This is a genomic window from Marinarcus sediminis (SeqCode) (assembly GCF_048571275.1).
Taxonomy (GTDB): domain Bacteria; phylum Campylobacterota; class Campylobacteria; order Campylobacterales; family Arcobacteraceae; genus Marinarcus; species Marinarcus sediminis.
Window position 1 is genome coordinate 1,788,351 of record NZ_CP182357.1, and the last position, 23,093, is coordinate 1,811,443.

Consider the following 23,093-nt stretch of genomic DNA (forward strand, 5'->3'; position numbering starts at 1 on the left):
TTATGGTGTGTTAATACTTATTTGAAGATAAAACAATCCAGTATTTATATATTTTTGTGTAAAATACCGATAATTTTCACACCAAGGAGTAACTTTGGGCTACTTTAAATTAAAAATGCACCATACCAATGTTAAAACAGAACTCACGGCAGGATTTACCACTTTTTTAACCATGTTATATATTGTTCCAGTGAATGGTTTTATTCTTTCAGATGCGGGACTTCCTATGGAGGCAGTCGTAACTGCAACAGCAATTATTACGGTTCTTGCAACACTGTTTAGTGGGTTATGGTCAAATACACCCATTGCCATGAGTGTAGGAATGGGATTAAATGCGTATTTCTCATACGGTTTGGTTTTGGGTATGAAAATACCTTGGCAAACAGCTTTAGGAATTGTGTTTTTATCGGGAATTATTTTTGTCATACTCTCTTTTACCAATTTTAGAATTTGGATAATGACCTCAATTCCTTTAAATTTAAGACGGGCTATCAGTGCTGGGATTGGTACTTTTATTGCGTTTATTGGACTCAAACAAATGGGCATGATTGTTGCGAGTGACGCCACTTTAGTGAAGTTGGGTGATTTTTCAAATCCGAATGTCTTTTTAGGGCTCATTGGTCTTATATTGGCATTTGTTTTCCATTCACATAAAATTAAAGGGGCATTTATTATCTCCATTGCCATCACTTCAATTCTTGGTTGGATTTTTGGAATAGGGCAAGTGCCTAAAGAAGTTTTTAGTATGCCCGCTTCCATTTCACCTATTCTTTTAGAACTGGATATTGTAAGTGCATTAAGTCTCTCTTTGTTGCCTATTATTATTACGTTTTTAATTACCGATATGTTTGATACGTTAGGAACACTTACTGGAGTTGGCGCAAGAGCCAATTTATTTCAAGATGAAAAAAATAAAGATGATAAAAGTTTGCAAAAAACACTTGAAGCCGATGCCATTGCCACGGTAGCAGGAAGTCTACTTGGGGTTTCAACAACAACCAGTTTTGTTGAGAGTGCAAGTGGGGTAGAAGCGGGAGGAAGAACAGGTTTAACGGCGGTATTTACTGCACTGTTTTTTTTAACTACGCTGTTTATGCTTCCATTGTTTAAAGCCATACCCTCTAATGCTATTTATCCAGTTTTGGTTGTTGTTGGGGTATTGATGTTTACTGAACTTGGGAAAATCAATTTTGTCGATATGGATTTTGCAACAAGTGCAGGGACGTTTTTCATTGTCTTAATGATGCCCTTAACGTTCTCCATTACCAATGGAATTGCAGCAGGATTTATTGTTTATACGTTTATTAAAGTTACAAAAAAAGAGTACAGTGATTTAAACATTGGTATCATGGCTATTACGTTAATCAGTTTTTTAGTTTTTATATTACAAGGATAAATTTTATATGGAAAAATATTACTACTCATACCGTGAGTTTTTAGAAGACACCAAAACACTAATAAACCGTTGTAAAGAGTATGATTGCGATGTTCTGCTTGCCATTTCAAGAGGTGGTTTGACATTGGGACATTTTATGGGAGAGGCATTGGATATTAGAAATGTAGTTACGTTAAATTCAATTCATTATGAAGGCACCAAAAAATTAGATACCTTTAATATTTTTAATATTCCCGATTTAAGTGATGCATCAAAGGTTTTGATACTGGATGATATTGTAGACAGTGGTGAAACCATGCGTGAAATTTTTAGAATTTTAAAAGAGAAATTCCCTCATGTTGAGTTTAAATTGGCCACACTTTTTTATAAAACAACGGCAGTGTTACAACCTGATTTCAGTGTTAAAGAGGCACCTGCATGGATAGATTTCTTTTGGGAAGTGGATTTAAAAGAATAATCAACATAAATTGAGTTGTTTTTTTAAAAAAGAGATTTATACAACAATGGTGTAGCCGTTAACAATATCTGAGAGTATTTTGCCAAATTCTTTTGACTTTTCTAGGGTTAATCGCTCTTTTGTTCCTGAAATTCCAACAGAAGCAATGAGTATGTTTTCATGATTAAACAAAGGCACAGCAACACATCGCATGGCATCTTGATACTCTTTATCGTCGATGGCATAACCATTTTCTCTGACTTCATTGAGACTTTTTTTCAGTTTTTTTATATCAGTAATGGTATTAGCGGTATACGGATTTAATTTGATTTTTTCAATATCGTAATTTCCAAATGCCAAAATTGATTTACCTAAGGCATTGGTGTGTAAAGGGGCTTGAAGTCCAATATTATTTCGAGTTTTTATGATTCTATTAGAGTTATCAACTTGGTTGAGATAGAGCACTTTGTAGTTATCAAAAATTCCAAGGTAGGCACACTCATTGGTTTGTGTATGTATTTCGTTCAAAAGGGTTGTTGTTTTTTGTACAATGAGTTCTATTTTTGTTTTTTTCTCTGCTTTTGCATGAATTGGTGTGGCAATGAGGGTATGAGAGTTTTCTAAATAGCTGATAAAACCTTCATCTAACAGTGTTTTTAAAAGTCTGGACATGGTGCTTTTTTCAATGTTCAGTTTTTCGCATAATTGCTTGGCGTAAATGGGTTTATCGTAAGCTACAATGGTTTTATAAACTTGCAAACCTTTAGAGAGTGATTTAATGGATGGCATAATAACTCTTTTTTGAGTTATTATACCAAATAGAAGAACGTTCTTACTTCTATTTATTTAAAAGTTCGTTAAATTTTGCTAGCCATTTTGGATGAGCAGGCCAAGCAGCAGCTGTGACTAAATTGCCATCAACGATGGCATCTTCAAAACCAATATCTGCCCAAGTTCCGCCATTGGTGGTTAAATCAGGTGAACAAGCGGGATAACAAGAGCAAGTTCTGCCTTTGACAATGCCTGCTGCAACCAAAACTTGTACGCCATGACACACAGAGGCAATGGGTTTGTTTTTACTGTTAAAATTCTGAACCATTGCTAAAACTTTCTGATTGAGCCGAATATATTCAGGTGCTCTTCCTCCTGGAATGAGTAAAGCATCATAACTGTTTTCATCAATTTTATCAAAACTGGCATTGAGCGTAAAATTGTGTCCAGGTTTTTCTGTGTATGTTTGATCCCCTTCAAAATCGTGAATGGCTGTTTTGATTTGATCACCTGCTTTTTTATCAGGGCAAACAACATCAACGGTATGACCAAGCATTAAAAGGCATTGAAATGGAACCATCATTTCATAATCTTCAACAAAATCTCCTGCAATAATCAATATTTTTTTTGACATGTTATCTCCTTTTTTGATCTGTTCAATCATATATCATTAATTTTTAATTTAAAATTTATTTTTTGATTAGTTTTTTTGGGTTGCATATAGTGCAACTAAAAACATTTCTTAAAAATTATTATTAAGTGACATAAGAAATTAATAAATTAAAAGAAAATTGGTTATAATAGGCGCTTTATTCATTGCAAAAAATATATTTAAAATCTAGGTATCAAATGAAAATATTACTACTCTTTTGTTTGCTTTTTTCAACACTCTTTTCAGATACATTAGAATCACTGCTGAATGAATATGAGACTACAACTGAGAACTCTTTGCAAACGGTAGATGAAAAATTGGGGCACGTTTTTATCTATTCACAAAAAGAGATACGATTGATGCAGTATAATAAACTCAGCGATATTTTAAAAGAACTCCCTTTATTTACTCTCAATAAAAATCGATATGGTGTAAGTAATCCTTCTGTTGCTGGCAGTAAAACCATGGTGAGTGGATTTTTCAGATTTTTTATCAATGACCATGAAATAAGTTCTGTACATACCAAATCTCCTTTTATTAATTGGGGTGATTTGCCTTTGGATTTTATTGACCATGTGGAGATCTATTATGGAGAGAGTTCATTTGCCTTGGGCAATGACAGCGGTATCTATTTTATCCGACTTTATACCAAAGAAGCCACAAAAGTCAATGGGGGGAAAGTTACTTCGACACTCTCAAATGAGGGTTCAAACTCGTTTGGAGTGACATACTCTTCTTTGCTTGTAAATGATTGGTCTTATTTGATTTATTTAAATAAGACCAAGACAGAAGATGAAAGTTATTACAAAAATAAAAAATTGTATAACAGTGGGGAGAGAAGGTATCTGTTTTTAGATGTAAAAAATGATTCTACAAACATCAACTTTGGATATACGGATCTAACGAAAGATAACTATATGGGTTTATCTAAAGATGTCGCTCCAGATGATGGAGAAATCACATCTAAAGATTACTTTTTAACAGTCAGTAAATATTTTTCACAAGATAATTCAGTGAAAGGTATTGTATCAATAGAGCAAAACAAGAGAAAGTACAGTGAAACGAACAGTGAAAAAATCGCTTTGATTCCTTTTGGATTTTCTGCATATAACAACATAACACAATTTAATGAAGATTTAGAGTTTACTAAAATTAATGCTTATCTTTCAAAAACATTTCAATATGGTAAAAATACTCTTTTAACCGCGTTAAGTTTTGAAAATAAAAAATATGATGTCAAAAGCAGAAGCATTGTGAACTCTGGTACATTTATCAATGTAGGTGCGTATAATGATTTTGATAAAGAGAGTGTTCGTTCCTTGTTATTGCAAGATGATTATAAAGTTGCCGATGATCTAATTCTCATAGGAAATGCAAAAATTGACCAATACAAGCGAAGTGGTTTCTTAAAAGATACAACGACCCAACTTTACAGAGTGGGGACAATTTATACCCCACTTGAGAACTTTGGATTAAAAAGTTTTTATACTCAAACAACGGTTCCTCAACACTTTTATAATATCGATTTTGCTTTGCCTACGAATAAGAATTTAAAAGAGCAGAAGTATGAATTTTATACCATTGAAGCGGTTTTTGCAACCGATAAATCTAAAATTGGTTTGACATATGATCATGTTAATATCAAAGATTTTATCTATTTAGCCCCAGTTGGATTTGTCAATGTTGATCATACAATTAAAACAGATGGTCTGATTTTAGATTATGAGTATACATTTTCATCGCAAGATAAATTTCATTTGAATTATTATGTCAGTACATTAAGTGAAGCCGCCAATAATTCAAAAAAGGGTGGATATCTTAAATACATGGGGGAGTATGGCCAATTTGAATATTTTAGCTCTTTGATTTACAAAAGTGATTACTCTTACAATGATTTAAAGATCTCAGCAGCCTATGATTTCAGTTTAGGAACAACATACCATATAACAAAGAATTTAAGTGTGAGTTTAAAAGGTGAAAACCTTTTTGACAAATCAACTCAGTCACTCTTTATAGATGCTTCTACAAACAGTGATTTTGCGTTTGATGATTATGGAAGAAATGTCAATATGACATTGAAGTGGTTGTTCTAATGAAAACTATCATACTTCTATTCGTTTTTATCTCGTGTGCTTTCTCTCAATATACTTTTTTAGTTAATGAGTACGATAAAGAGATTGATCTTGAAGCAAAGATTATAGCAAAAATTGCCAAGAGTTCTATAAAAGATGAGATCAGACTTTTTATTCCTGATATTTCAGAGATGGAAAAAAAGGTTTATTCAAGATATTTTATTGTCACGGATAACTGTGACAGCTCTAACTTTATTTTTATTAAAAAATCAGTTGGTGATAAAATGTTATGTGCTCAAGCAGGCAAACTTTTTTTTACCAATAATTATAAAAAACTTCTCTCTGATGATAAATACATTGGAGCATTTTTTTGGAATAAGAGCAGACCCAATATTGTGTTTATTAAAAGTAGGCTTGAAAATCAACACATAGAGTTACCCAAAAGCTATGAGCAGTTTGTTGAGGATTTTTAATGAGAAACAAGTTCTTTATTAAAAACCCTTTGCAGTTAATACTCTTAACTGCAGGAGTCTCTTTTGTTTTGATGCTTTTATTATATGGAACCGTACGTTTAGAAGATAAAATTGAAAATAAGATGCTTCAACTCTCAACTTCTGATGTCTTTTCAATCGCTAAAAACAATGCACAATCCATTGAGTATGTGTTAAAGGGCAGTTCCAATTATATAGAAGATATTAAACAGCAAGTGAGATTGCAAGATAACATAGAAAATCATCTTAAAATTTTGATGACAAAAAATATAAAATATGCCTATTTACTCTATCGAGATAAAAAGGGAGTGTTTAGGTTTTTAGCAGATGCTTCAAAACCATCTGAAAAAGCAGTACTCAATCAAAAATTTGATATAGACAACGAAGAGTGGATTCAAATTTATGAGAATAAAGAGCCTCAAATCATAAGACATACTGTTTTACATGAACTCTCTATTACCTATTTGGTCCCTATTTTATATGAAGATCAAGTGCAACTTATTTTGGCCATTGATTTTTCCATTAAAAAAGTGGAGGATATTAATCAAATAATCAGTGTAATGAAAAATGGTATCTTGGGAATTATTTTTGTTACCACTCTTTTTTTAATTATTCTTATCATTCAAACTGTACGGTACAGTGCGGTTAAAAAATCTGCTTTTATTGATAAACTTACAAATGTATATAATCGTAATTATCTGCAGGAATCAGAAGATTTTATCAATTTAAATGATTATATTTTAGCCACACTGGATATTGACCATTTTAAAAAGGTGAATGACATGTATGGTCATGATGTGGGCGATAAAATATTAAAACAAGTTGCCAATACGATTTTACTGACGGTTCGAAATAAAGAGGATATTATCATTCGATACGGTGGGGAAGAGTTTCTTATTTTGGCAAAGGTTACAAGAGATGAACATGTAAGTGCACTTAATGTTATAGAGAGAATTTTTAGAAACATTCAAGAAAATCGGTTCTATATTTCAAAAAAAGATTATATTGATGTCACTGTTTCTATTGGAGTCAATTTAGTACCACAAAAATCACGAACTTTTTCAGAGGCTTTCAAATTGGCTGATATTGCTTTATATAATGCAAAAAATAAAGGAAGAAACACCATAGAAATTTATGATGAACATGAGGATATCAGCAGTTCATGTCTGTCTATTAATGAAATTAAAGAGGCGATGGAAGCGAACAGAGTGGTCTGTTTTTATCAAGCTATTGTTGATACACACACACAAGCCATATCTCATTATGAAGCTCTTTTGCGAATTATAGACACAAATTCAGAGGTAGTGACTCCTGATAAAATTTTACCTGTTATACAAGGAACGTTTATTTTAAGAAATATCACTAAATGTGTTCTTGATATTTGTTATAAAAGGCTTTTAGAAGACAGTACTGTACAAATTAATGTGAATTTAAATCCTCAAGATATTATCAATGAGTCTATTTTAAGTATTTTGAAACAGTATGCAACGGATAAAAATATTGCCAATCGTTTGGGGTTAGAATTGATTGAAACAGAAGATATTATTACCTGTTCTGATGCAAAAGAGAACCTTTTGATGTTGAAAAATTTAGGATATAAGATTTTTATTGATGATTTTGGAAGTGGGTATTCAAACTTTATATACCTAACTGAAATTAAAACGGATTATATCAAAATTGATGGAAATATCATTAAAAAAATTCTTGAAGACAGAACCTCTTATTTGTTGGTAAAAAGTATTGTAAATTTTGCCAAAGAGGCCAATATTAAAGTCATTGCAGAGTATGTGAGCAGTGAAGAGATTTGGGATAAAATAAAAGCATTGGGCATAGAATATTCACAAGGGTATCATTTCAGTATACCGGCTGCATTTGATACAAAAGAGTCAAAAAAAAGAGTTGATTAATGATCATTTTAGATTTTGAAACAAACTCCACAAATGAACATGATGTCATTGAGGTTGCTGCGGTTCAAATTGAGATGATTCATCATGAATTTGTTGTTAAAAATATGTTTCATCGCTACTATCTTTCTCGATACAGTGTCAATCCATACTCGTATGAAGTGCATAAACTTACGCCAGAGTTGATTTTAAAAATAAGAGCAGGTGCTTCTTATGCCAGTTACTTTAAAGAAGATGAAGAGTTTATTGAGTTTTGTAAGGGATCACAAACGTTGGTTGCCCACAATATCAGTTTTGAACTTCGGCACTTAAGAGGGATTGTTGCGTTTCAAAATCATTTTTGTACCATGAAAGAGAATAAACATATTGTTCAAGCTCTTAATAAAAATGGGAGAATCAAAAATCCCACTTTGGATGAAGTTTGCTGTTTTTATGGTATTTCATTTGATGAAACAAAACATCATAGTGCAACGTACGATGTTACAAAAACATTTGAAATATTAAAACAGATGAAAAGGCAAAAGGCTTAGAACATATTTTCCAAGCCATAATCCAAATAGGCATTGATTTGATTGATAAAATCACTGTATGTAGCCTCTCCCGTTTTTTCAAACAGTACAATCTCTTCTCCAAAATCATCTTGAATAAAGTGGTTTTTATCTGAAATAACTTTTTTATACAGTGTTTGTATCTCCAACTCAGATTCGTCTTTGTTAAACAAAAACCATTTGCAGGTACTCTCTTTTATTCTCACAAGTCCATAGGTATTATGTTCATCAATATAGTCTTGAATGGTACCATTCTCAAATGTTGCACCAACAACCATATCATTTTCATTTAATATCATTTCCATTGTTGTTTTCTACCTTTTCCCAAATTTCCTATTGGCATCTCTTTTTGTTGTTTTTTTACTTTTTTTCTCTTTGTTTTCTCTTCGTTGCATTTTCTCTTTGGGTTTTTTCTCTCTTAAACCTTTTTTTTCACTGAGTTTTTTATGCACCACTTTTTTTACTCTGGGCTCTTTTTCTGTTAATTCAAACCCTTCAATCATCATACGAGGAATATTGATAATCAACTCTTTCTCTATGGCAATCATCTCTTTATACTCTTTGACACAAAGTAAAGTTGTTGCAACACCTGGATTTCCTGCTCGTCCAGTTCTTCCAATTCGGTGGGTATAATCACTGTGCCCATCAGGCAAATCAAAATTAATGACATGAGGTAAACCTTCAATGTCAATTCCCCGTGCTGCAATATCAGTCGCAACAAGTACTCGAATCTCTTGATCTTTGAATTTTCGCAATGCACGTGCACGTGCTGGTTGTTTTATGTCTCCATGAATGGCAAGTGCTGGAAGACCATCAAGGTTGAGAGTATCCACAATCAAATCAACAGTTGCTTTGGTATTGGCAAAAACCAGAACTTGTGTCCAGTTTCTTGAACCAATCAAATATGAAAGCAGTTCGGCTTTTCTTTCGAAGTCCACTTTGATGATTTGTTGATCTATGATTTTAACGGTTGAACGTTGCGGTGTAATTTCAATGACTACGGGGTCTTTTAAGAACTCTTTTGCCAGTTTTTTGACATTTTGATTCAGTGTTGCACTGAACATCATAATTTGTCGGTTTGAACTTGCTAAAGGGAATATCTTTTCAATTTCTTCTAAAAATCCCATATCTAACATCGTATCGGCTTCATCCAGTACCAGAGTATTAATGCTGGCTAAATCGATGGCTTTGTTTTGAATATGATCAATCAGTCTCCCTGGGGTTGCGACTAAAATATCTATCCCTTTTGCTATTTTTGCAGCTTGTAACTTGTTACTTAAACCACCTACTGCTGTTGTTTGTACAATATCCAAATATCGTGCGTAAAATGAGATGTTTCTTGCAACTTGGCTTGCTAATTCTCTTGTGGGTACAAGTATAAGGCATCGTAAAACTCGTTTGTTTTCAATGCGTTTTTGTTGTGCCAAATCTTCTAAAATGGGCAGTACAAAAGCAGCCGTTTTACCTGTTCCACTTTGAGCTGCTGCTAAAACATCTCTTTTTTTTAGAATAATAGGTATCGCTTTTTTTTGTATTTCTGTGGGGGTTTCATAACCTTCTTCTTTAATGGCTTTTAAAATTTCTGGCAAAAGTTCTGATGATTCAAATGTTTTGATAAGTATTCCTTGTAGTGCTTATATATGTAAAACGGATTATAGCATTTACAAGGGAAAATAACAAATATTTAAACAAAAGCTCAAAAAAGGAGTTTTATTTTGTAAATAACTATAGAACTTGCTTAGAAGCAAGTGAGAATTTAAGAAAACTCAAGTATAATATTTAAAATTATTACATGTAAGAAGGTGAGTCAATGAAAAGATTAGATGCAATCAGTAATAAGATTAAAAGTAATAAGAGCAATTACTTTGGACGAGGTCATTTTGAGGCACTCATTAAACAAAATAAAGAGTTGATACTTGGTTGGTTTGAAGAGTTGAAACCGGTACAAGATCAAATCAAAGAGTTGATTGAATTGGGGTGTGAGAATCTTCAAAAGAGAAATTATGTCAGAATCATTACGACACTTTTCCCACAAGAGTATGCTCAGTTTATTGCTTTGAATATTCTTTTACGCGATATTGATAGCATTACTGCTGTTGTAAAAGGTTTTCATGATATACGACGACAATATGACACGCTTGTAGAGTACAACAAGTTAAAATTCCCAGGTCGCCATCAAAAATTTGTTGATTTTCATACCTATCAACAGTTTGTTACGTTTTATAAAGAAGATTTAATCAATCGAGCACAAAATTTTGAAATTGATGAGTCCATTGAAATTGAACCACACCAACAATATATCTACAATGTACATGCTAAAAAAGAGGCGCCTAAAAAGGTTGAAGTTACAGATGAGGTCATGGATGAATTGAGTAAAACTGAATTACTTGAAGAGGACGTTACTGAACAGATAAAAGATCTTAAAATGGCAAAACCAACTCTTGATAAAGAGAAAACAAATTGGATGAAAGTTCTTTTAAAAGGTGTCTGATTGAAACACAGCAGAGAGCTTAAAAGCTCTCCCAATTGTCTTTAGATTCTTTCGTTTCTTTGAACTCTTTTCTCTTTTGAGATTTGTGAGTGTTTTTAGACTCAATTTTTTGTTGTGTTGATTTATCCTTCTCTTTTTTATCCATATTCATGTTTTTCGCTTTTGCTTCATATTTGCCTTTAAACTCTTTGGCATCGGCATCGCTGACAATGAGTTTTGCTATCTCATCGGTTAAAACAGCCACGTCATGTGTTTGTGAAGCTACCATGGCATTTTGTTGTGTTTGTTGATCCAGTTGATTGACCGCATCATTGATTTGTTCAATGCCTAAGAGTTGTTCTTTTGAAGCCCCTTCAATATCTGCAATCAGACCGATTGTTTTGGAGATATTTTCATTGAGTTTTTTATATCCTTCAATCATATTACCGGCAATATTTTTACCATGATTGGCTTTTGAAGTGGCATTTTCAACCAATGATTTAATTTCAGCAGCAGCTTCTGCACTTCGTGAAGCCAAATTTCGTACCTCTTGGGCAACTACGGCAAACCCTTTCCCCGCTTCCCCTGCAGTAGCAGCTTCAACAGCAGCATTCAACGACAGAATATTTGTTTGAAATGCAATTTGATCAATAACCGTAATGGCTTCACTGATTGCAGTGACTTGTCCATTAATCTCTTCCATGGCCACGGTTGTTTGATTGGCCAATTGTTCACCTTCATTTGCAGAGGCAGTGACATTATTTGAAAAATTGGACATTTGTGCAATGTTGTCGGTGTTGTGTCGGATATTGCTGGTAATCTCCTCTAAAGCTGCTGCTGTTTCTTCTAAAGATGAGGCCGCTTCATTTGAACTGGCATTGAGTTTATCCACATTTTTTAAAAGAATATTTGAACTCTCATCTAAAGTCAATCCATTGATTTTATTCTCTACAAGCATTCCCGTAATGGAATCTCCTAAGGTATTCACTCCTGTGGCCAATTTTAAAAGGTGTTCTTTTAAATGTTTGGTATCAATTTTATTTAAGTAGTGATAAGAGGAGTACTCTTCAATGATATGTAAAACATTATCTATATTGTTTTCTAAATTGTCTGCCATTTTATTGAGCACACTTTTTAATTCCATTAAGGCAGGGTTTGAAACATTCATATTCAATCGTTGCACTAAATCCCCTTGTTCAAACTCACTCAATACTGCTATGGTTTCATCAATGAGTTTTCTGTCCTCATCTATATTTTTTTTAGTTTGAATGATGTTTGCATTGACCACTTGTGCCATTTGTGAAAACTCATCTTTCCCTTTATCTTGAAGCAGGGCAGTTTCATTTGTTTCTCTGTTTAAATAAGCAAAAAATGAGAGAAGCCCTGTTTTGAAGTTATTTAATGATTGAACAATAACGGTTGATATTAAGAGCGAAATAATGACAAAAATTAAAATAGAAACAATGGCCAATGCAATTAATATGTTATTGAGTAATGCCGTTGCATCTTCTTTTAACTCTAAAGCACTTATATTAATCTCTTTTAATTTTGATTCAAGGGTTAATCCCACTTTAACCATTTCAGCCACTAAAGGTTTGAGTTCTGTTTTTTCATCTTTTATTCCTTGATTAAAATCTGCAATTCTTAAAGCAGAAAATTGGTCAAAGTATTCAATATATTTTTTTGATGAATCAATGATATCTTCACATAAAAGTTGATTTTTTTTAAGAGTCAACCCTTTTTCAAAAGATGAGACACTTTTATTCAGAGCATTAAATTTGTCTCTGACATTTTGAGCATTGGCATCATTGGGCAATCTTAAAAATTGATATGCTGCAATTCTTCCATTTAAAACTTGTTGTACAAATTTTTCAGTAGTTAAAGCAGCTTTTTCTCTGACATTTGAGAGGGTATTATAATGGTTAAAGATAATACCACTTACGATGACAATAATGATGAATAAAGAAGGAAAAAGCAGAAGTTTCTTCTTTGTATTAATTCCAGTTAACATATAGTGCTCCTATAGGATAGATTATTTGTTTAATGTGATGATAAAATTTGCACCACAAAACCTTTGTTTGTTGATAATATACTCCTCATTTTTGACTTCCAATTTACCATGAAGGTGCTCTTCAATGATTTTTTTTGACATTGACAAACCAATGCCTGTACCTATATCTGCAGTTTTTGAACTGAAGTATGGCTCGAAAATAATATTTGGGTTTGAAAGATTGATTCCACCGGCATTGTCTTTGATTGAAATTTCAATTTTTTTATGGTTGATTTTTGTTGTAATGAAAATATATTTTTCGATTAAGAGTCTATTTTGGGTGAAAATATAAATGGCATTGTTGATAATATTTAAGAATACTTGCATGAGTTCAATCTCTATACCATGGATTTCTGTGGATTTGCAATGTGAGATTTTAAGGACAATGTTATTTGAACTCAAAAGAGGTTGAATGAGATTAACAGTATTTTGGATGCACTCTTTGAGATTGAATAATTTTTTATCATTTTTATGATTCAAAAAATCGTTAAAGTAGTTCATCGTAGTAATAAGATGTTTGACATTATCATTGATGGTTTCAAGTGTTTCTTTGTACATTTCTTTATGGGCTAAGCCCATTTCACAGTTCAGCAACGTTCCTGAAGAGAGAGTGTAAATTGCAAACAAAGGTTGTTTCCACTGATGCATAATATTTTGCATTACTTCACCTGCATGCAAAATTTTTGATTGTTTTTTGATTAAGGAGTTATTTTCTTTCAAGAAGGACCCTTTATTGTAAAAAGCTTTCTATTAATTCAATAGTAAACTTACAAGAATCAATTTTTTTACCATTAAGAACCAACGGTTCTATTTGAACATCCAGTTTGCCTTTTAACGATTGTTCAATAATCTTTTTTGAGATAAGTAATCGCATGTCAAAACTGTTTCTGTTTTCATATGTATTATCGTATTGTTCAAAAATTGTCTGACTTATAGCAGGAGCAAGTTTTCTGGTATCTTGAATGGTTATTTTAAGTGAGTTGTTTTCACTGCGTTTACTCTCTATGTGAATATATCTCTCTTTTTGTGTTTCATTTTTTGTTAATTCAAAAAAAGAGTTGTTTAAAATGTTCAATAAAGCAAGTGTCATTTCAGATTCACAGCTGAAAACATCTATGTTTTGACAACTGCTACATACCATAATATGATTGTTTTGAAGTAAAGGTCGAAGTATATCAATGGAGTTATCAATACATTTTTTTAAATTAAAGCTCTTTGTACTCTGACTCTTGTTCATAAATTCATTAAAATAAGCAAAAGTATCATTCATCTGTTTTGTATGATAGTCGGGGAAAAATGACTTCTCTTGCCTCATTCTTAATTTCCTTAATTAGTTTTAAACCTACTATGGTAGGTTGAATTTAAATGATATAATAACTAAACTTAGCTTTAAATAATACTATGGTGGGTTTTAAATGGCAAAGTTTAATTTTACAACGGCTGAAATAGAAATGTTACATCAAACAATAGGACAAAACGTAAAAAAATACAGAACACTAAAAGGGTTAACGCAGTTAGATTTATCTTATGAAATGGGCTATAAATCAGTAAGTTTGGTCTCTGCTTGTGAACCTTTTACAAATGGGAAACACTTTAATGTTGAACACTTATATAAAATAAGTCGAATATTAAATATTCCCATTGCTTTTCTGTTTTTACCATAAAATAATTATAATATTTTCTTATTTTCATCCTATTTATCCTATAGAATAAAGAAAAAAAACAAGTATAACTATATAGTAACAAGCAGACAATATCCTATAGGATAAAATAGGGAAAAAATGAAATATTCCTTTTCGAATACGTCAGAGAGTGAAATCAGAGATTTTTATGTGAAAATATCAAAAAATATAAGAAGAAATAGATTAGAAAAAGGAATGAAACAGTTAGAAGTAGCACTGGAAATTGGCATAACATCGGTGGCTTTTTATTCAAATTGTGAAAATATGAAATATGGAAAACATTTTAATTTAGAACATATTTATAAATTGGCAAAACTTTTTAATATTGATCCAGGTGATTTGTTAAAATAATTATATTTGCTGTAAGTTTATTTTGTTATACTTCAAAAAAGTCAAGGAAATAGTATGCATATTTATACAAAAAAGTTTCTCTTTTTGGGTGCAATTTTGATGGCACTGGGAGTCTGCTTTGGAGCTTTTGGTGCTCATGGTTTAAAAAGTATTGTAACACCTGAGATGCTCACGGTTTTTCATACGGGTGTTGAGTACCAATTTTATCACGCTTTAGGTTTATTTGCTGTTGCTTTTATCGTCCATTTGTATGAGGATAAAAAGTTGATTAATATTGCAGGCAATTTAATGTTTTTAGGGGTGATGATTTTTTCATTTTCTCTGTATTTATTGGTGATTTTAGATATCAGATGGTTGGGAGCAATTACACCCATTGGGGGAACTTTAATGATTATTTCTTGGTCTGTTTTAGCGTATTCTATTATAAAGAAATGATAATACAACCCTTTATTTAACTCCTAAAGAGAAATTATGTTATTGTATTAAATATTTTTTTATACTAGGAGTTTTAATGGCAAAAGCAAAAGAACATCATTTTGATATTTCTGCAAAATTAGATATGCAAGAGATGAAAAATGCAATTATCCAATCTCAAAAAGAGGTCGAAAACAGATATGACTTTAAGGGCATTACAAAAGATATTGTATTCAATGAAGCTGCAAAATCTGTCGTGCTTGTCAGTGCCAGTGATAATAAAGTTGAAGCAATTTATGATGTTTTAATCTCTAAAATGAATAAACGAGGGATTTCAATCAATTCATTGGAAGAGATAAAAAAAGAGGATGCCAGTGGTGGTACCAGAAAATATACCTATAAAATTGTTGACAGCATTGAAAAAGATGAAGCCAAAACAATACAAACTGAGATAAAAAATTTAAAATTGAAAGTAACCGCTGTTAACCAAGGCGATGAAATAAGAGTTACTGGAAAAAATCTGGATGATTTACAAGCAGTCATGAGACACTTAAAGAGTTTGGAACTCAAAGCACCTTTGGTTTTTGATAATTTTAGATAAGAAGCTTTAAAATCTTTTGAGGTCAAATATGACTTCAAAAGAGAGTTTAGTAGTTATTCTTAATAATCAGTTGTGCATCGAGTTTATCGTTATCGTGTTTGATTTTAAGTTCAGAAAGCAGTCCGGATTTCGATGTAGCAAGATGCCCCTCAATCGTCTGTAATGTGTGCCAAAACTTTTCATAAAACGGTGTTTCAATCATCTTAATTTTTCGTCTTTTGATTACTTCAACAATGGTATTAATGCAGTGCATATAGAAGATTTTATTTTTTGCTCTTTGTATTTTATACTCTTTCATAATTTCAAGATTTTTAACAAAGACATCTTTTTCTTGTGTGTTAAGTAGAGTACTGTTTTTTACATCTTCAATTTCATTGGTCAAATGGATTAAATACCCATCCAACTCTTTGTTCATAATTTCTTCTAAATCGGGATGATATTTATGAATGATTGCTAACATATCTTCATCTGAGATTCTTTGTGTGGTACTGTCATAACTGTAATGATTTTGTGTGTATTTTTCATGATCAATGGCTTGCAGAATTTGAACAGCAATAATTAAATAGACATACTTGTCCTCTTTCCCATCTTTGAATGAAACTCCATGCTCTGAAATAATTGGTTTTGGACCAGCATATTTAAGTTTCATCATGTTATCCTTTGGTGTACTTATAATTTAGAATATGAGTATATTACAAAATGACTTAACAAGAATAATTAAAGGCACTTTTTTATATGAAAAATCGTATTACTCATTTTAAGACATATCCATTAGAGAACACAAAATTTGTTCATCCTGTAAAAATCACTTACAACCAAAATGGAAAAGATAAAGCGTGGGAAGCCGTAAGAAGTTTTGACAGTGTCGCAGTATTGTTATATCACGAAGAGTTTGATTCATTTTTACTGGTTAAACAGTTTCGGCCCCCTGTATATTTAAACGATGAAAGTCAAACATTCACGTATGAATTGTGTGCGGGGATTGTAGATAAAAACGCTTCTTTAGAGGTGATTGTACAAGAAGAGATTGATGAAGAGTGTGGCTATAAAGTTGAGTTAAATGCCATTTCTAAAATAACTTCTTTTTATACCAATGTAGGGGTAAGTGGCGCAAAACAACATCTCTATTATGCTGTCATTAATGAAAGTATGAATATTCATACGGGTGGGGGTATTCATGATGAAGAAATTGAGTTGTATTTTTTAAAGGTTCAAGAAGCAAAATCATTTATTTTTGATGAAAGCAAAGCCAAAACACCGGGATTGATGTTTTCATTTTATTGGTTTTTTGAACACAAACGTTTATCTTGAAAGACTGATTCCAAAACTGATACGATTGATCTCTTTGTCGTAATCAATTAAGCTGTCCCCATATCCACTTGAAAGCTGTACAAAGCCAAAAGTATTTTTGCTGTTTGGAAGAGGAAATGTCCAATTGAGTTCCGCATACCCTTTATTGTTTGCATCAAACTTCATATTATCGCGTAATAAAAGTTTAAAAGTGTGCTCTTTGTAGGCGTAAAAAAAGCTCAAATCTCCATATCCCAAATAGTCTTCAATATCGGGATTGTCATCGTTTTTTTCCTCTTCAGGCAGTCGGTACCAAATTTTAGGAATGATAAAAAGATTATGGAGTTGCAAATACCCCTCTGCATAAATACGATTCCAAGAACGAGACTTAAGCTCTCCTTGTCCATTTGATTCATGCAACAGACCAATTTTATAGGCTTTAAATGGGGTGTTATCAAGCAATTTTGTAGGAATAACCATAAAAATTTCTGGTCGATAGTTGGACTCTCTAAAAGGCATTGAGTCAGCATACGTTTGCCACCATGAGGTTTGAGTATAGCCAAAATTGATGGTTTCATTTAATCCAAAAAAGTCATATGAAATCGGTTTTTTAATACTGATTTGGAATTTTGATTCGTTTTGTTTTCGATCTGCTTTTGCTTTCATATCATGACTTAAGGGTAAAAAATAGTTATCATTGTAAGCATAGATATTAAAAGAGGAGCTCAATATTTGTGCAATGGTAGAATTGGTTGTTTTATCTTCTATAGGGTCCAATGAAGCTTTTAAAAATTTAATTTGTTTTTGAGTAATGGTATCATCTGATGGTTTTTTTTGAGTTGTATTTTCTATGGCAACTTGTTTATACAGTTCCATGGCTTCTTTATACTTACCTTCACTCTCTAATTGTGATGCTTGCTTCAGCAAGGTCTCATTGGCATAGCCGTTGAAAATAAAAAGGAGTAAAAGAAAGGGTAAATATCGCATTTTTGTTATGGGTTTCATGTTGGTAATTGTATTGTGTTATTGCTTTAAAGATGATTTGTTGAAAATGGTCATTTAGCAATATAAACAATAAAATGATATAATCGCCCAAATAAAATGTTAAAGGGAATATATGTTAGTAGCACCTTCAATACTATCAGCAGATTTTGGAAAACTCAATGAAGAGATAAAAGCAATTTGTGATGGTGGTTGTGATTTGATACACGTTGATGTCATGGATGGTCATTTTGTACCCAATATGACGATTGGTCCAGTGGTTGTTTCAAGTGTAGCTAAGGTGGCAACAAAACCTTTGGATGTGCATTTAATGGTCGAAAATAACAGTTTTTTTATTGATTTGTTTGCCCCTTTAAAGCCTGAGTATATCTCATTTCATATTGAGAGTGAAAAACATCCGCATCGGGTGATTCAAAAACTCAGAGCTTTGGGCATCAAACCCGCCATTGTACTGAATCCTCACTCGACACCTGAATCAATTGAGTATTTGCTTGAAGATTTGGATATGGTTTTATTGATGTCAGTGAATCCAGGATTTGGTGGACAAAAATTCATTGATTCGGTTGTTGAAAAAACAAAAGTGTTAAAAGCGTTGATTCAAAAAAGAAATCCAAATTGTTTGATTCAAGTTGATGGTGGTGTCAGCGATAAAAATATAACATTACTAAAAGAAGCCGGTGTGGATATTGTTGTTGCAGGATCGTATGTGTATGGTTCAAATGATTATGCAAAAGCGATTAAAAGTTTACAGATATAAAAAAAGTTTGCAAGGTGTACTTGCAAACTTTTTCAACATATAAGAGTTCAATTTATATGTCTCGAGGAAAATCTTCACTTTCAGACCAAAGGTAAAGATGTAAGAATAAATGTCTTACAAATGTTACTTGAAATAAAATTAAAACAGACTTAATAAAAAACGGCGCAATTTATAGGCACATTAATATTAATCTTACGCTAAATTCGTTATTATTGTAGATATATGACACTCTATAAGGTTTTTTTTTGATAAGAATTAAAATATGCGGTATTACCAACATAAATGATGCAATTAATGCAATTAATGCCGGTGCTCATGCACTGGGTTTTGTATTTTATAAAAAATCACCACGATACATTACTCCACAAGAAGCATTAAAAATCATTGAGGTTTTACCTCCTTTTGTACAAACGGTGGGTTTGTTTGTTAATGAAAATGTCCAAACCATCAATCAAATTGCGCATGAAGCCAAAATGCAATTGACACAAATTATTGATGATGAACACTGCATAGATTATTCACAATTGAATCAAAAGTACATTAAAGTCATTCGAGCAACCTCACAAGAGGATATAAAGAACATAAACAATGAATATGTTTTGGTGGATGCTTTTGTCCCTTCTTTTGGAGGGGAGGGCAAACGTGTGGCACTGGAGTGGTTCAAAGATGTTGATTGTTCAAAGATTATTCTTGCAGGTGGGCTCAAAGCTGAAAATTTAAAAGAGTTAAGAGGGTATGGCTTTTTTGCTGTGGACGTCAGCAGTGGTGTTGAAGCCTCAAAAGGGAAAAAAGACAATCAAAAAATGATTGATTTTGTAAAAGCAGCTCATGCGATATAAAAAGAAAAAACATCCTCAGACCAATGCATTAGATGTATTAATCGGGAAACTTAAAAAGCATGAGTTTACCTACGAAGCATTTTTGGAACAACTTTCAAAAGTTGAGACCAGCTTTTTTGAGAATCCACACTTAGAGTTTGAACTTTTGGTCTCGAATGGCCTACCGTTGGAAGTCAATGACGAGAGAGTCTTTTTAAAAACATCAAAAACACAAATTAAAGACCAAACTTTTTGTATTGTTGATATTGAGACCAATGGCAGTAATATTCAACAAGGTCAAATCATTGAATTGGGTGCGGTAAAATTTAAAAACGGCGAAATCATTGAAAAGTATGAATCTTTGGTTTATGCGGGATTCATTCCTCAATATATTCAAGAAGTAACAAACATAACCCCCGATATGTTAACCGATGCCCCACCATTAAAAGAGGTCTTAGAAGAGTTTAAACTCTTTTTAGAAGACGATGTTTTTGTGGCACACGATATTAAGTTTGATTATAAGTTTATCTCTGATTCTTTTGAAAAGTATGATTTAGGCAAACTGCATAACCGAAAATTGTGTACCATTGATTTAGCTAAAAGAACCATCTTTGCAGAGCGTTACGGATTGGGATTTTTAAAAGAGTTATTGGAAATTGATACACATAAACAGCACAGAGCATTAAATGATGCGATGAGTACAACCTATATATTTCAAAAATCTTTGAGCAATTTACCGGTTGAAGTTAAAACGGCTGAGGATTTAATTGAGTTTTCTAAATCGGATAATATTTTAAAAGCGTAGAGTTAAAGGGGGAAAATAATAAGTGGCACAAGGGCCACTTATTATTAAGCTTTTTTAGCTTCTTTTGCGTATTGTAAACCTAAGTCAAATGCTTTGTTGTTAATCGCATGTACTTTTTCAGGTACTTTTGAAAGCATTGTTGTTCTTAAAATTTCATTATCAACAGTTTCACCTGTCATAAAGTTTGCAATTGAAAGAGCAAGCACTGATTGCGTAATTACGTTTCCAACTTCTTCTTTTGCAATGGTAATGATTGGAATTTCAAAGATATTCCATTTTTTTCTGTCTTCTTCAGTGGGTGTAACTAAATTTGGCTCAATGACAATAATTCCACCTGGTTTAACTCCACCTTTGAATTGGTCATATGAAACTTGTGCAACCGATAACATAAAATCAATTTCACCATCATTTGCATATGGGTATAAAATTTCACCATCTTCTAATGTAATATCAACCACCGTAGCTCCACCTCTTACTTGTGAAGTATACGTTGAAGTTTTAAGTCCATTTCCACCTGCTTTAATTTTTGCTGCTGCAAAAATAGAACCAGCAAGAAGAACACCTTGTCCACCAACACCTGTAAATCTCATTAATGTTCTAGCCATGACGTCTCCTTATAATTGAACCATAGTTTTATTTTGGTGAGCTTCTTGAACTTTTTTATAAGAATCAGTATACTCTCTGGCTTCTAAATCTTGTTTTAAGATACCAGTAGGGAACAGACCTTTTCTCTCTTCTTCACTCATTTTGTCATATTTAGTTTTTGCAACGGTAATAGAATCAATCCACTCTAAGTTTGCCATTGCAGAGTTCATTTTGTTTTTTCTTCCAAGGTTAACGTGGCAGTTTGAGAAGACATCAAAGAATGAATACCCTTTGTGCTCGAAACCTTTAACAAAAACTCTCTCTAATTTTTTAGGGTCTAACATTGTTTCTCTTGCAACAAAAGATGCACCCGCTCCAATAGCTAAGTTACATGCATCAAAAGTAGGGTCAATGTTTCCTCTTTTCATGGTAACTGTCCACATACCTTGAGGAGTTGTTGGAGAAGTTTGTGAGTTTGTTAACCCATAAATAAAGTTATCAACAACAATGTGGTTAATATCAATATTTCTTCTACAACCATGGATAGTATGGTTTCCACCAATTGCAAGTCCATCTCCATCACCCGATACACAAATAACGTGTTTGTCTGGGTTTGCTAATTTAATCCCTGTTGCATAAGCAATGGTTCTACCATGAGTTGTATGTACAGTATTACAGTTGATATAAGATGAGAATCGTCCAGAACATCCAATTCCTGAAACAACACAAACGTCATCCATTTTCCACTCTAATTTTTCAATTGCTCGAATAAGTGCTTTTAAGATAACACCATCTCCACATCCCCAACACCAAAGTGTTGGCATTTTGTTCGTTCTTAAGTATTCATCATAATTAAATGCCATATTACATTCCTTTCACTTTTTCAACGATTTCAATCGGTGCAATAGGTCTTCCATTTGCTTTAAATAAAGTCGTGAAATCTCTTCGTCCACTTGCTCTTTCAATCTCTTCTAAATATTGACCTAAATTTAACTCAGTAACCAATACTTTGTTGAATTTATCACATAACTCTTTGATTCTTTTTGCTGGACTTGGCCATAAAGTAATAGGTCTAAACATACCTACTTTAATCCCTTCCGCTCTTAATCTATTTACCGCTTCTTTAACAGAGAGTGCCATAGAACCGTATGCAATAATCATAATATCTGCATCATCTAACATATACTCTTCATTGTATTCAATCTCATCGGTATAATTTTCAACTTTTCTGAAAAGTCTGTTGATTAAATCATCACATTTTTTTTCATCTTCAGTTGGGTGACCTTTTTCATCATGGTGTAAACCTGTAAAGTGGTATCTGTATCCTTGGAACATAGGATTTAATACCGCTGGTTGGTCATTTTCACACTCGTATGGTTTATAATCACTTGGATTACCATCAAATGTTTTTCTTCCAACAATTCCAGCTTTAACCTCTTCTTTTGTAGGAAGAACTGCTTTTCCACTCATGTGACCAATGGTTTCATCTAAAAGAACAAATACGGGTTGCATAAATCTGTCAGCAAGATTAAATGCTCTTACTGTTTCAGTGTAACACTCAGATAATGTTCCTGCACATAAAGTAATTGATTTATAATCACCGTGTGTAGGAGTTTTTGCTTGTAAAATATCACCTTGTGCAACACGGGTAGGAAGACCTGTAGATGGACCACCTCTCATTACGTTAACAATAACCAATGGAACTTCAGCAATATATGCAAGCCCAATATTCTCTGATTTTAAAGAGATACCAGGACCTGAAGTTGCTGTCATTGATCTTTTACCAGACATTGCACCACCAATAGCAGCACAAATTCCAGCAATTTCATCTTCCATTTGAATTGCAGCTCCACCATTTGCAGGCAATAAGTCAGAAATCGTATGCATTACTTCACTTGAAGGAGTAATAGGATATCCACCAAAAAACTCACATCCAGCATCTACAGCAGCGATTGCCGCCAAATCATTACCAGTTGAAATTATTTCTCTAGCCATTTA

General features: G+C 32.6%; 27 protein-coding genes. 15 read left to right on the plus strand and 12 right to left on the minus strand.

Translation table 11 applies throughout. From position 1 onward, the window contains the following. The first annotated feature begins 94 nt into the window (after positions 1-94). Positions 95-1,396 (plus strand): NCS2 family permease, encoded by a 1,302-nt coding sequence (locus ACNI3C_RS08965; protein ID WP_419769465.1) that lies wholly within the window; start codon positions 95-97, stop codon positions 1,394-1,396. A 7-nt stretch (positions 1,397-1,403) separates the two neighbouring features. After that, on the plus strand, positions 1,404-1,853 hold the full coding sequence (locus ACNI3C_RS08970; protein WP_419769466.1) for a phosphoribosyltransferase: 450 nt from the start codon (positions 1,404-1,406) through the stop codon (positions 1,851-1,853). Positions 1,854-1,889: 36 nt separating this feature from the next. Here the strand turns inward: ACNI3C_RS08970 and ACNI3C_RS08975 are convergent, their stop codons facing one another. After that, a complete protein-coding gene (locus tag ACNI3C_RS08975; protein WP_419769467.1) occupies positions 1,890-2,621 on the minus strand; it encodes an IclR family transcriptional regulator in 732 nt (243 codons plus the stop codon). A 49-nt stretch (positions 2,622-2,670) separates the two neighbouring features. After that, entirely contained in the window at positions 2,671-3,237 is a 567-nt protein-coding gene (locus ACNI3C_RS08980) for a DJ-1/PfpI family protein (RefSeq protein WP_419769468.1), read from the minus strand. 215 nt (positions 3,238-3,452) lie between these two features. Between ACNI3C_RS08980 and ACNI3C_RS08985 the strand changes: the two genes are divergently transcribed. The 4 genes from ACNI3C_RS08985 to ACNI3C_RS09000 are packed head-to-tail and all read left to right on the plus strand — an operon-like array spanning position 3,453 to position 8,252. After that, positions 3,453-5,348 (plus strand): TonB-dependent receptor plug domain-containing protein, encoded by a 1,896-nt coding sequence (locus ACNI3C_RS08985; RefSeq protein ID WP_419769469.1) that lies wholly within the window; start codon positions 3,453-3,455, stop codon positions 5,346-5,348. Further along, a complete protein-coding gene (locus ACNI3C_RS08990; RefSeq protein ID WP_419769470.1) occupies positions 5,348-5,800 on the plus strand; it encodes a hypothetical protein in 453 nt (150 codons plus the stop codon). Before ACNI3C_RS08985 ends, ACNI3C_RS08990 begins: the two co-directional genes overlap by 1 nt. Continuing rightward, complete coding sequence (locus tag ACNI3C_RS08995) at positions 5,800-7,725, plus strand: EAL domain-containing protein (RefSeq protein WP_419769471.1); 1,926 nt, start codon at positions 5,800-5,802, stop codon at positions 7,723-7,725. Before ACNI3C_RS08990 ends, ACNI3C_RS08995 begins: the two co-directional genes overlap by 1 nt. Then, positions 7,725-8,252 carry a 3'-5' exonuclease gene (locus ACNI3C_RS09000; protein WP_419769472.1) on the plus strand — a complete coding sequence of 176 codons (528 nt, stop codon included), beginning with the start codon at positions 7,725-7,727 and terminating at the stop codon, positions 8,250-8,252. The genes ACNI3C_RS08995 and ACNI3C_RS09000 overlap by 1 nt, the downstream gene beginning before the upstream one ends. On the opposite strand, the gene ACNI3C_RS09005 is transcribed toward ACNI3C_RS09000, so the two are convergent. Both ACNI3C_RS09005 and ACNI3C_RS09010 read right to left on the minus strand, forming a co-directional pair. Continuing rightward, positions 8,249-8,575, minus strand: a complete 327-nt coding sequence (locus ACNI3C_RS09005) for a hypothetical protein (protein ID WP_419769473.1) — start codon at positions 8,573-8,575, stop codon at positions 8,249-8,251. The genes ACNI3C_RS09000 and ACNI3C_RS09005 overlap by 4 nt on opposite strands. Before the next feature lie 9 nt (positions 8,576-8,584). Next, positions 8,585-9,859 (minus strand): DEAD/DEAH box helicase, encoded by a 1,275-nt coding sequence (locus tag ACNI3C_RS09010; RefSeq protein WP_419769474.1) that lies wholly within the window; start codon positions 9,857-9,859, stop codon positions 8,585-8,587. A 221-nt stretch (positions 9,860-10,080) separates the two neighbouring features. Here ACNI3C_RS09010 and ACNI3C_RS09015 point away from each other — a divergent pair, with 221 nt between their 5' ends. After that, a complete protein-coding gene (locus ACNI3C_RS09015) occupies positions 10,081-10,761 on the plus strand; it encodes a hypothetical protein (protein WP_419769475.1) in 681 nt (226 codons plus the stop codon). A 19-nt stretch (positions 10,762-10,780) separates the two neighbouring features. Here the strand turns inward: ACNI3C_RS09015 and ACNI3C_RS09020 are convergent, their stop codons facing one another. Genes ACNI3C_RS09020 through ACNI3C_RS09030 form a run of 3 tightly spaced genes read right to left on the minus strand, consistent with a single transcriptional unit; the run spans position 10,781 to position 14,105 of the window. Next, positions 10,781-12,751, minus strand: a complete 1,971-nt coding sequence (locus ACNI3C_RS09020) for a methyl-accepting chemotaxis protein (RefSeq protein ID WP_419769476.1) — start codon at positions 12,749-12,751, stop codon at positions 10,781-10,783. 21 nt (positions 12,752-12,772) lie between these two features. Continuing rightward, entirely contained in the window at positions 12,773-13,510 is a 738-nt protein-coding gene (locus ACNI3C_RS09025) for a sensor histidine kinase (RefSeq protein WP_419769477.1), read from the minus strand. Between the two features lie 10 nt (positions 13,511-13,520). Then, positions 13,521-14,105, minus strand: coding sequence for a hypothetical protein (locus ACNI3C_RS09030; protein ID WP_419769478.1), 585 nt, complete (start codon positions 14,103-14,105; stop codon positions 13,521-13,523). Positions 14,106-14,205: 100 nt separating this feature from the next. Between ACNI3C_RS09030 and ACNI3C_RS09035 the strand changes: the two genes are divergently transcribed. The 4 genes from ACNI3C_RS09035 (at position 14,206) to ACNI3C_RS09050 (ending at position 15,838) form a co-directional block, all read left to right on the plus strand. Continuing rightward, positions 14,206-14,454, plus strand: coding sequence for a helix-turn-helix domain-containing protein (locus ACNI3C_RS09035; RefSeq protein ID WP_419769479.1), 249 nt, complete (start codon positions 14,206-14,208; stop codon positions 14,452-14,454). Between the two features lie 117 nt (positions 14,455-14,571). Continuing rightward, the gene (locus ACNI3C_RS09040; RefSeq protein ID WP_419769480.1) at positions 14,572-14,823 is read left to right on the plus strand and encodes a helix-turn-helix domain-containing protein; all 252 of its coding nucleotides are present in this window, start codon (positions 14,572-14,574) and stop codon (positions 14,821-14,823) included. Positions 14,824-14,877: 54 nt separating this feature from the next. After that, complete coding sequence (locus ACNI3C_RS09045; RefSeq protein WP_419769481.1) at positions 14,878-15,258, plus strand: DUF423 domain-containing protein; 381 nt, start codon at positions 14,878-14,880, stop codon at positions 15,256-15,258. A 76-nt stretch (positions 15,259-15,334) separates the two neighbouring features. Further along, positions 15,335-15,838 carry a YajQ family cyclic di-GMP-binding protein gene (locus ACNI3C_RS09050; RefSeq protein WP_419769482.1) on the plus strand — a complete coding sequence of 168 codons (504 nt, stop codon included), beginning with the start codon at positions 15,335-15,337 and terminating at the stop codon, positions 15,836-15,838. A 46-nt stretch (positions 15,839-15,884) separates the two neighbouring features. On the opposite strand, the gene ACNI3C_RS09055 is transcribed toward ACNI3C_RS09050, so the two are convergent. Beyond that, entirely contained in the window at positions 15,885-16,487 is a 603-nt protein-coding gene (locus ACNI3C_RS09055; protein ID WP_419769483.1) for a hypothetical protein, read from the minus strand. Positions 16,488-16,573: 86 nt separating this feature from the next. Here ACNI3C_RS09055 and ACNI3C_RS09060 point away from each other — a divergent pair, with 86 nt between their 5' ends. Further along, positions 16,574-17,149: an NUDIX hydrolase gene (locus ACNI3C_RS09060; RefSeq protein ID WP_419769484.1), complete on the plus strand. Its 576-nt coding sequence runs from the start codon at positions 16,574-16,576 to the stop codon at positions 17,147-17,149. Here ACNI3C_RS09060 and ACNI3C_RS09065 read toward each other — a convergent pair. Beyond that, positions 17,141-18,133 carry a phospholipase A gene (locus tag ACNI3C_RS09065; RefSeq protein WP_419769485.1) on the minus strand — a complete coding sequence of 331 codons (993 nt, stop codon included), beginning with the start codon at positions 18,131-18,133 and terminating at the stop codon, positions 17,141-17,143. The two genes, ACNI3C_RS09060 and ACNI3C_RS09065, sit on opposite strands and share 9 nt — an antisense overlap. Positions 18,134-18,245: 112 nt before the next feature. On the opposite strand from ACNI3C_RS09065, the gene rpe reads away from it, so the two are divergent. The 3 genes from rpe (at position 18,246) to ACNI3C_RS09080 (ending at position 20,510) form a co-directional block, all read left to right on the plus strand. Then, the gene (gene rpe / locus ACNI3C_RS09070; RefSeq protein WP_419769486.1) at positions 18,246-18,887 is read left to right on the plus strand and encodes a ribulose-phosphate 3-epimerase; all 642 of its coding nucleotides are present in this window, start codon (positions 18,246-18,248) and stop codon (positions 18,885-18,887) included. 248 nt (positions 18,888-19,135) lie between these two features. Further along, entirely contained in the window at positions 19,136-19,726 is a 591-nt protein-coding gene (locus ACNI3C_RS09075) for a phosphoribosylanthranilate isomerase (protein ID WP_419771451.1), read from the plus strand. Further along, a complete protein-coding gene (locus tag ACNI3C_RS09080; protein ID WP_419769487.1) occupies positions 19,716-20,510 on the plus strand; it encodes a 3'-5' exonuclease in 795 nt (264 codons plus the stop codon). The genes ACNI3C_RS09075 and ACNI3C_RS09080 overlap by 11 nt, the downstream gene beginning before the upstream one ends. A gap of 44 nt (positions 20,511-20,554) precedes the next feature. Here ACNI3C_RS09080 and ACNI3C_RS09085 read toward each other — a convergent pair whose 3' ends face one another. From ACNI3C_RS09085 to ACNI3C_RS09095, 3 genes are read right to left on the minus strand one after another with little or no spacing between them, the layout of a single operon-like run. Further along, positions 20,555-21,115, minus strand: coding sequence for a 2-oxoglutarate:acceptor oxidoreductase subunit OorC (locus ACNI3C_RS09085; RefSeq protein ID WP_419769488.1), 561 nt, complete (start codon positions 21,113-21,115; stop codon positions 20,555-20,557). 9 nt (positions 21,116-21,124) lie between these two features. Then, a complete protein-coding gene (locus ACNI3C_RS09090; RefSeq protein ID WP_419769489.1) occupies positions 21,125-21,958 on the minus strand; it encodes a 2-oxoglutarate ferredoxin oxidoreductase subunit beta in 834 nt (277 codons plus the stop codon). A gap of 1 nt (position 21,959) precedes the next feature. Continuing rightward, positions 21,960-23,090 (minus strand): 2-oxoglutarate synthase subunit alpha, encoded by a 1,131-nt coding sequence (locus ACNI3C_RS09095; RefSeq protein ID WP_419769490.1) that lies wholly within the window; start codon positions 23,088-23,090, stop codon positions 21,960-21,962. Positions 23,091-23,093: the final 3 nt, after the last annotated feature.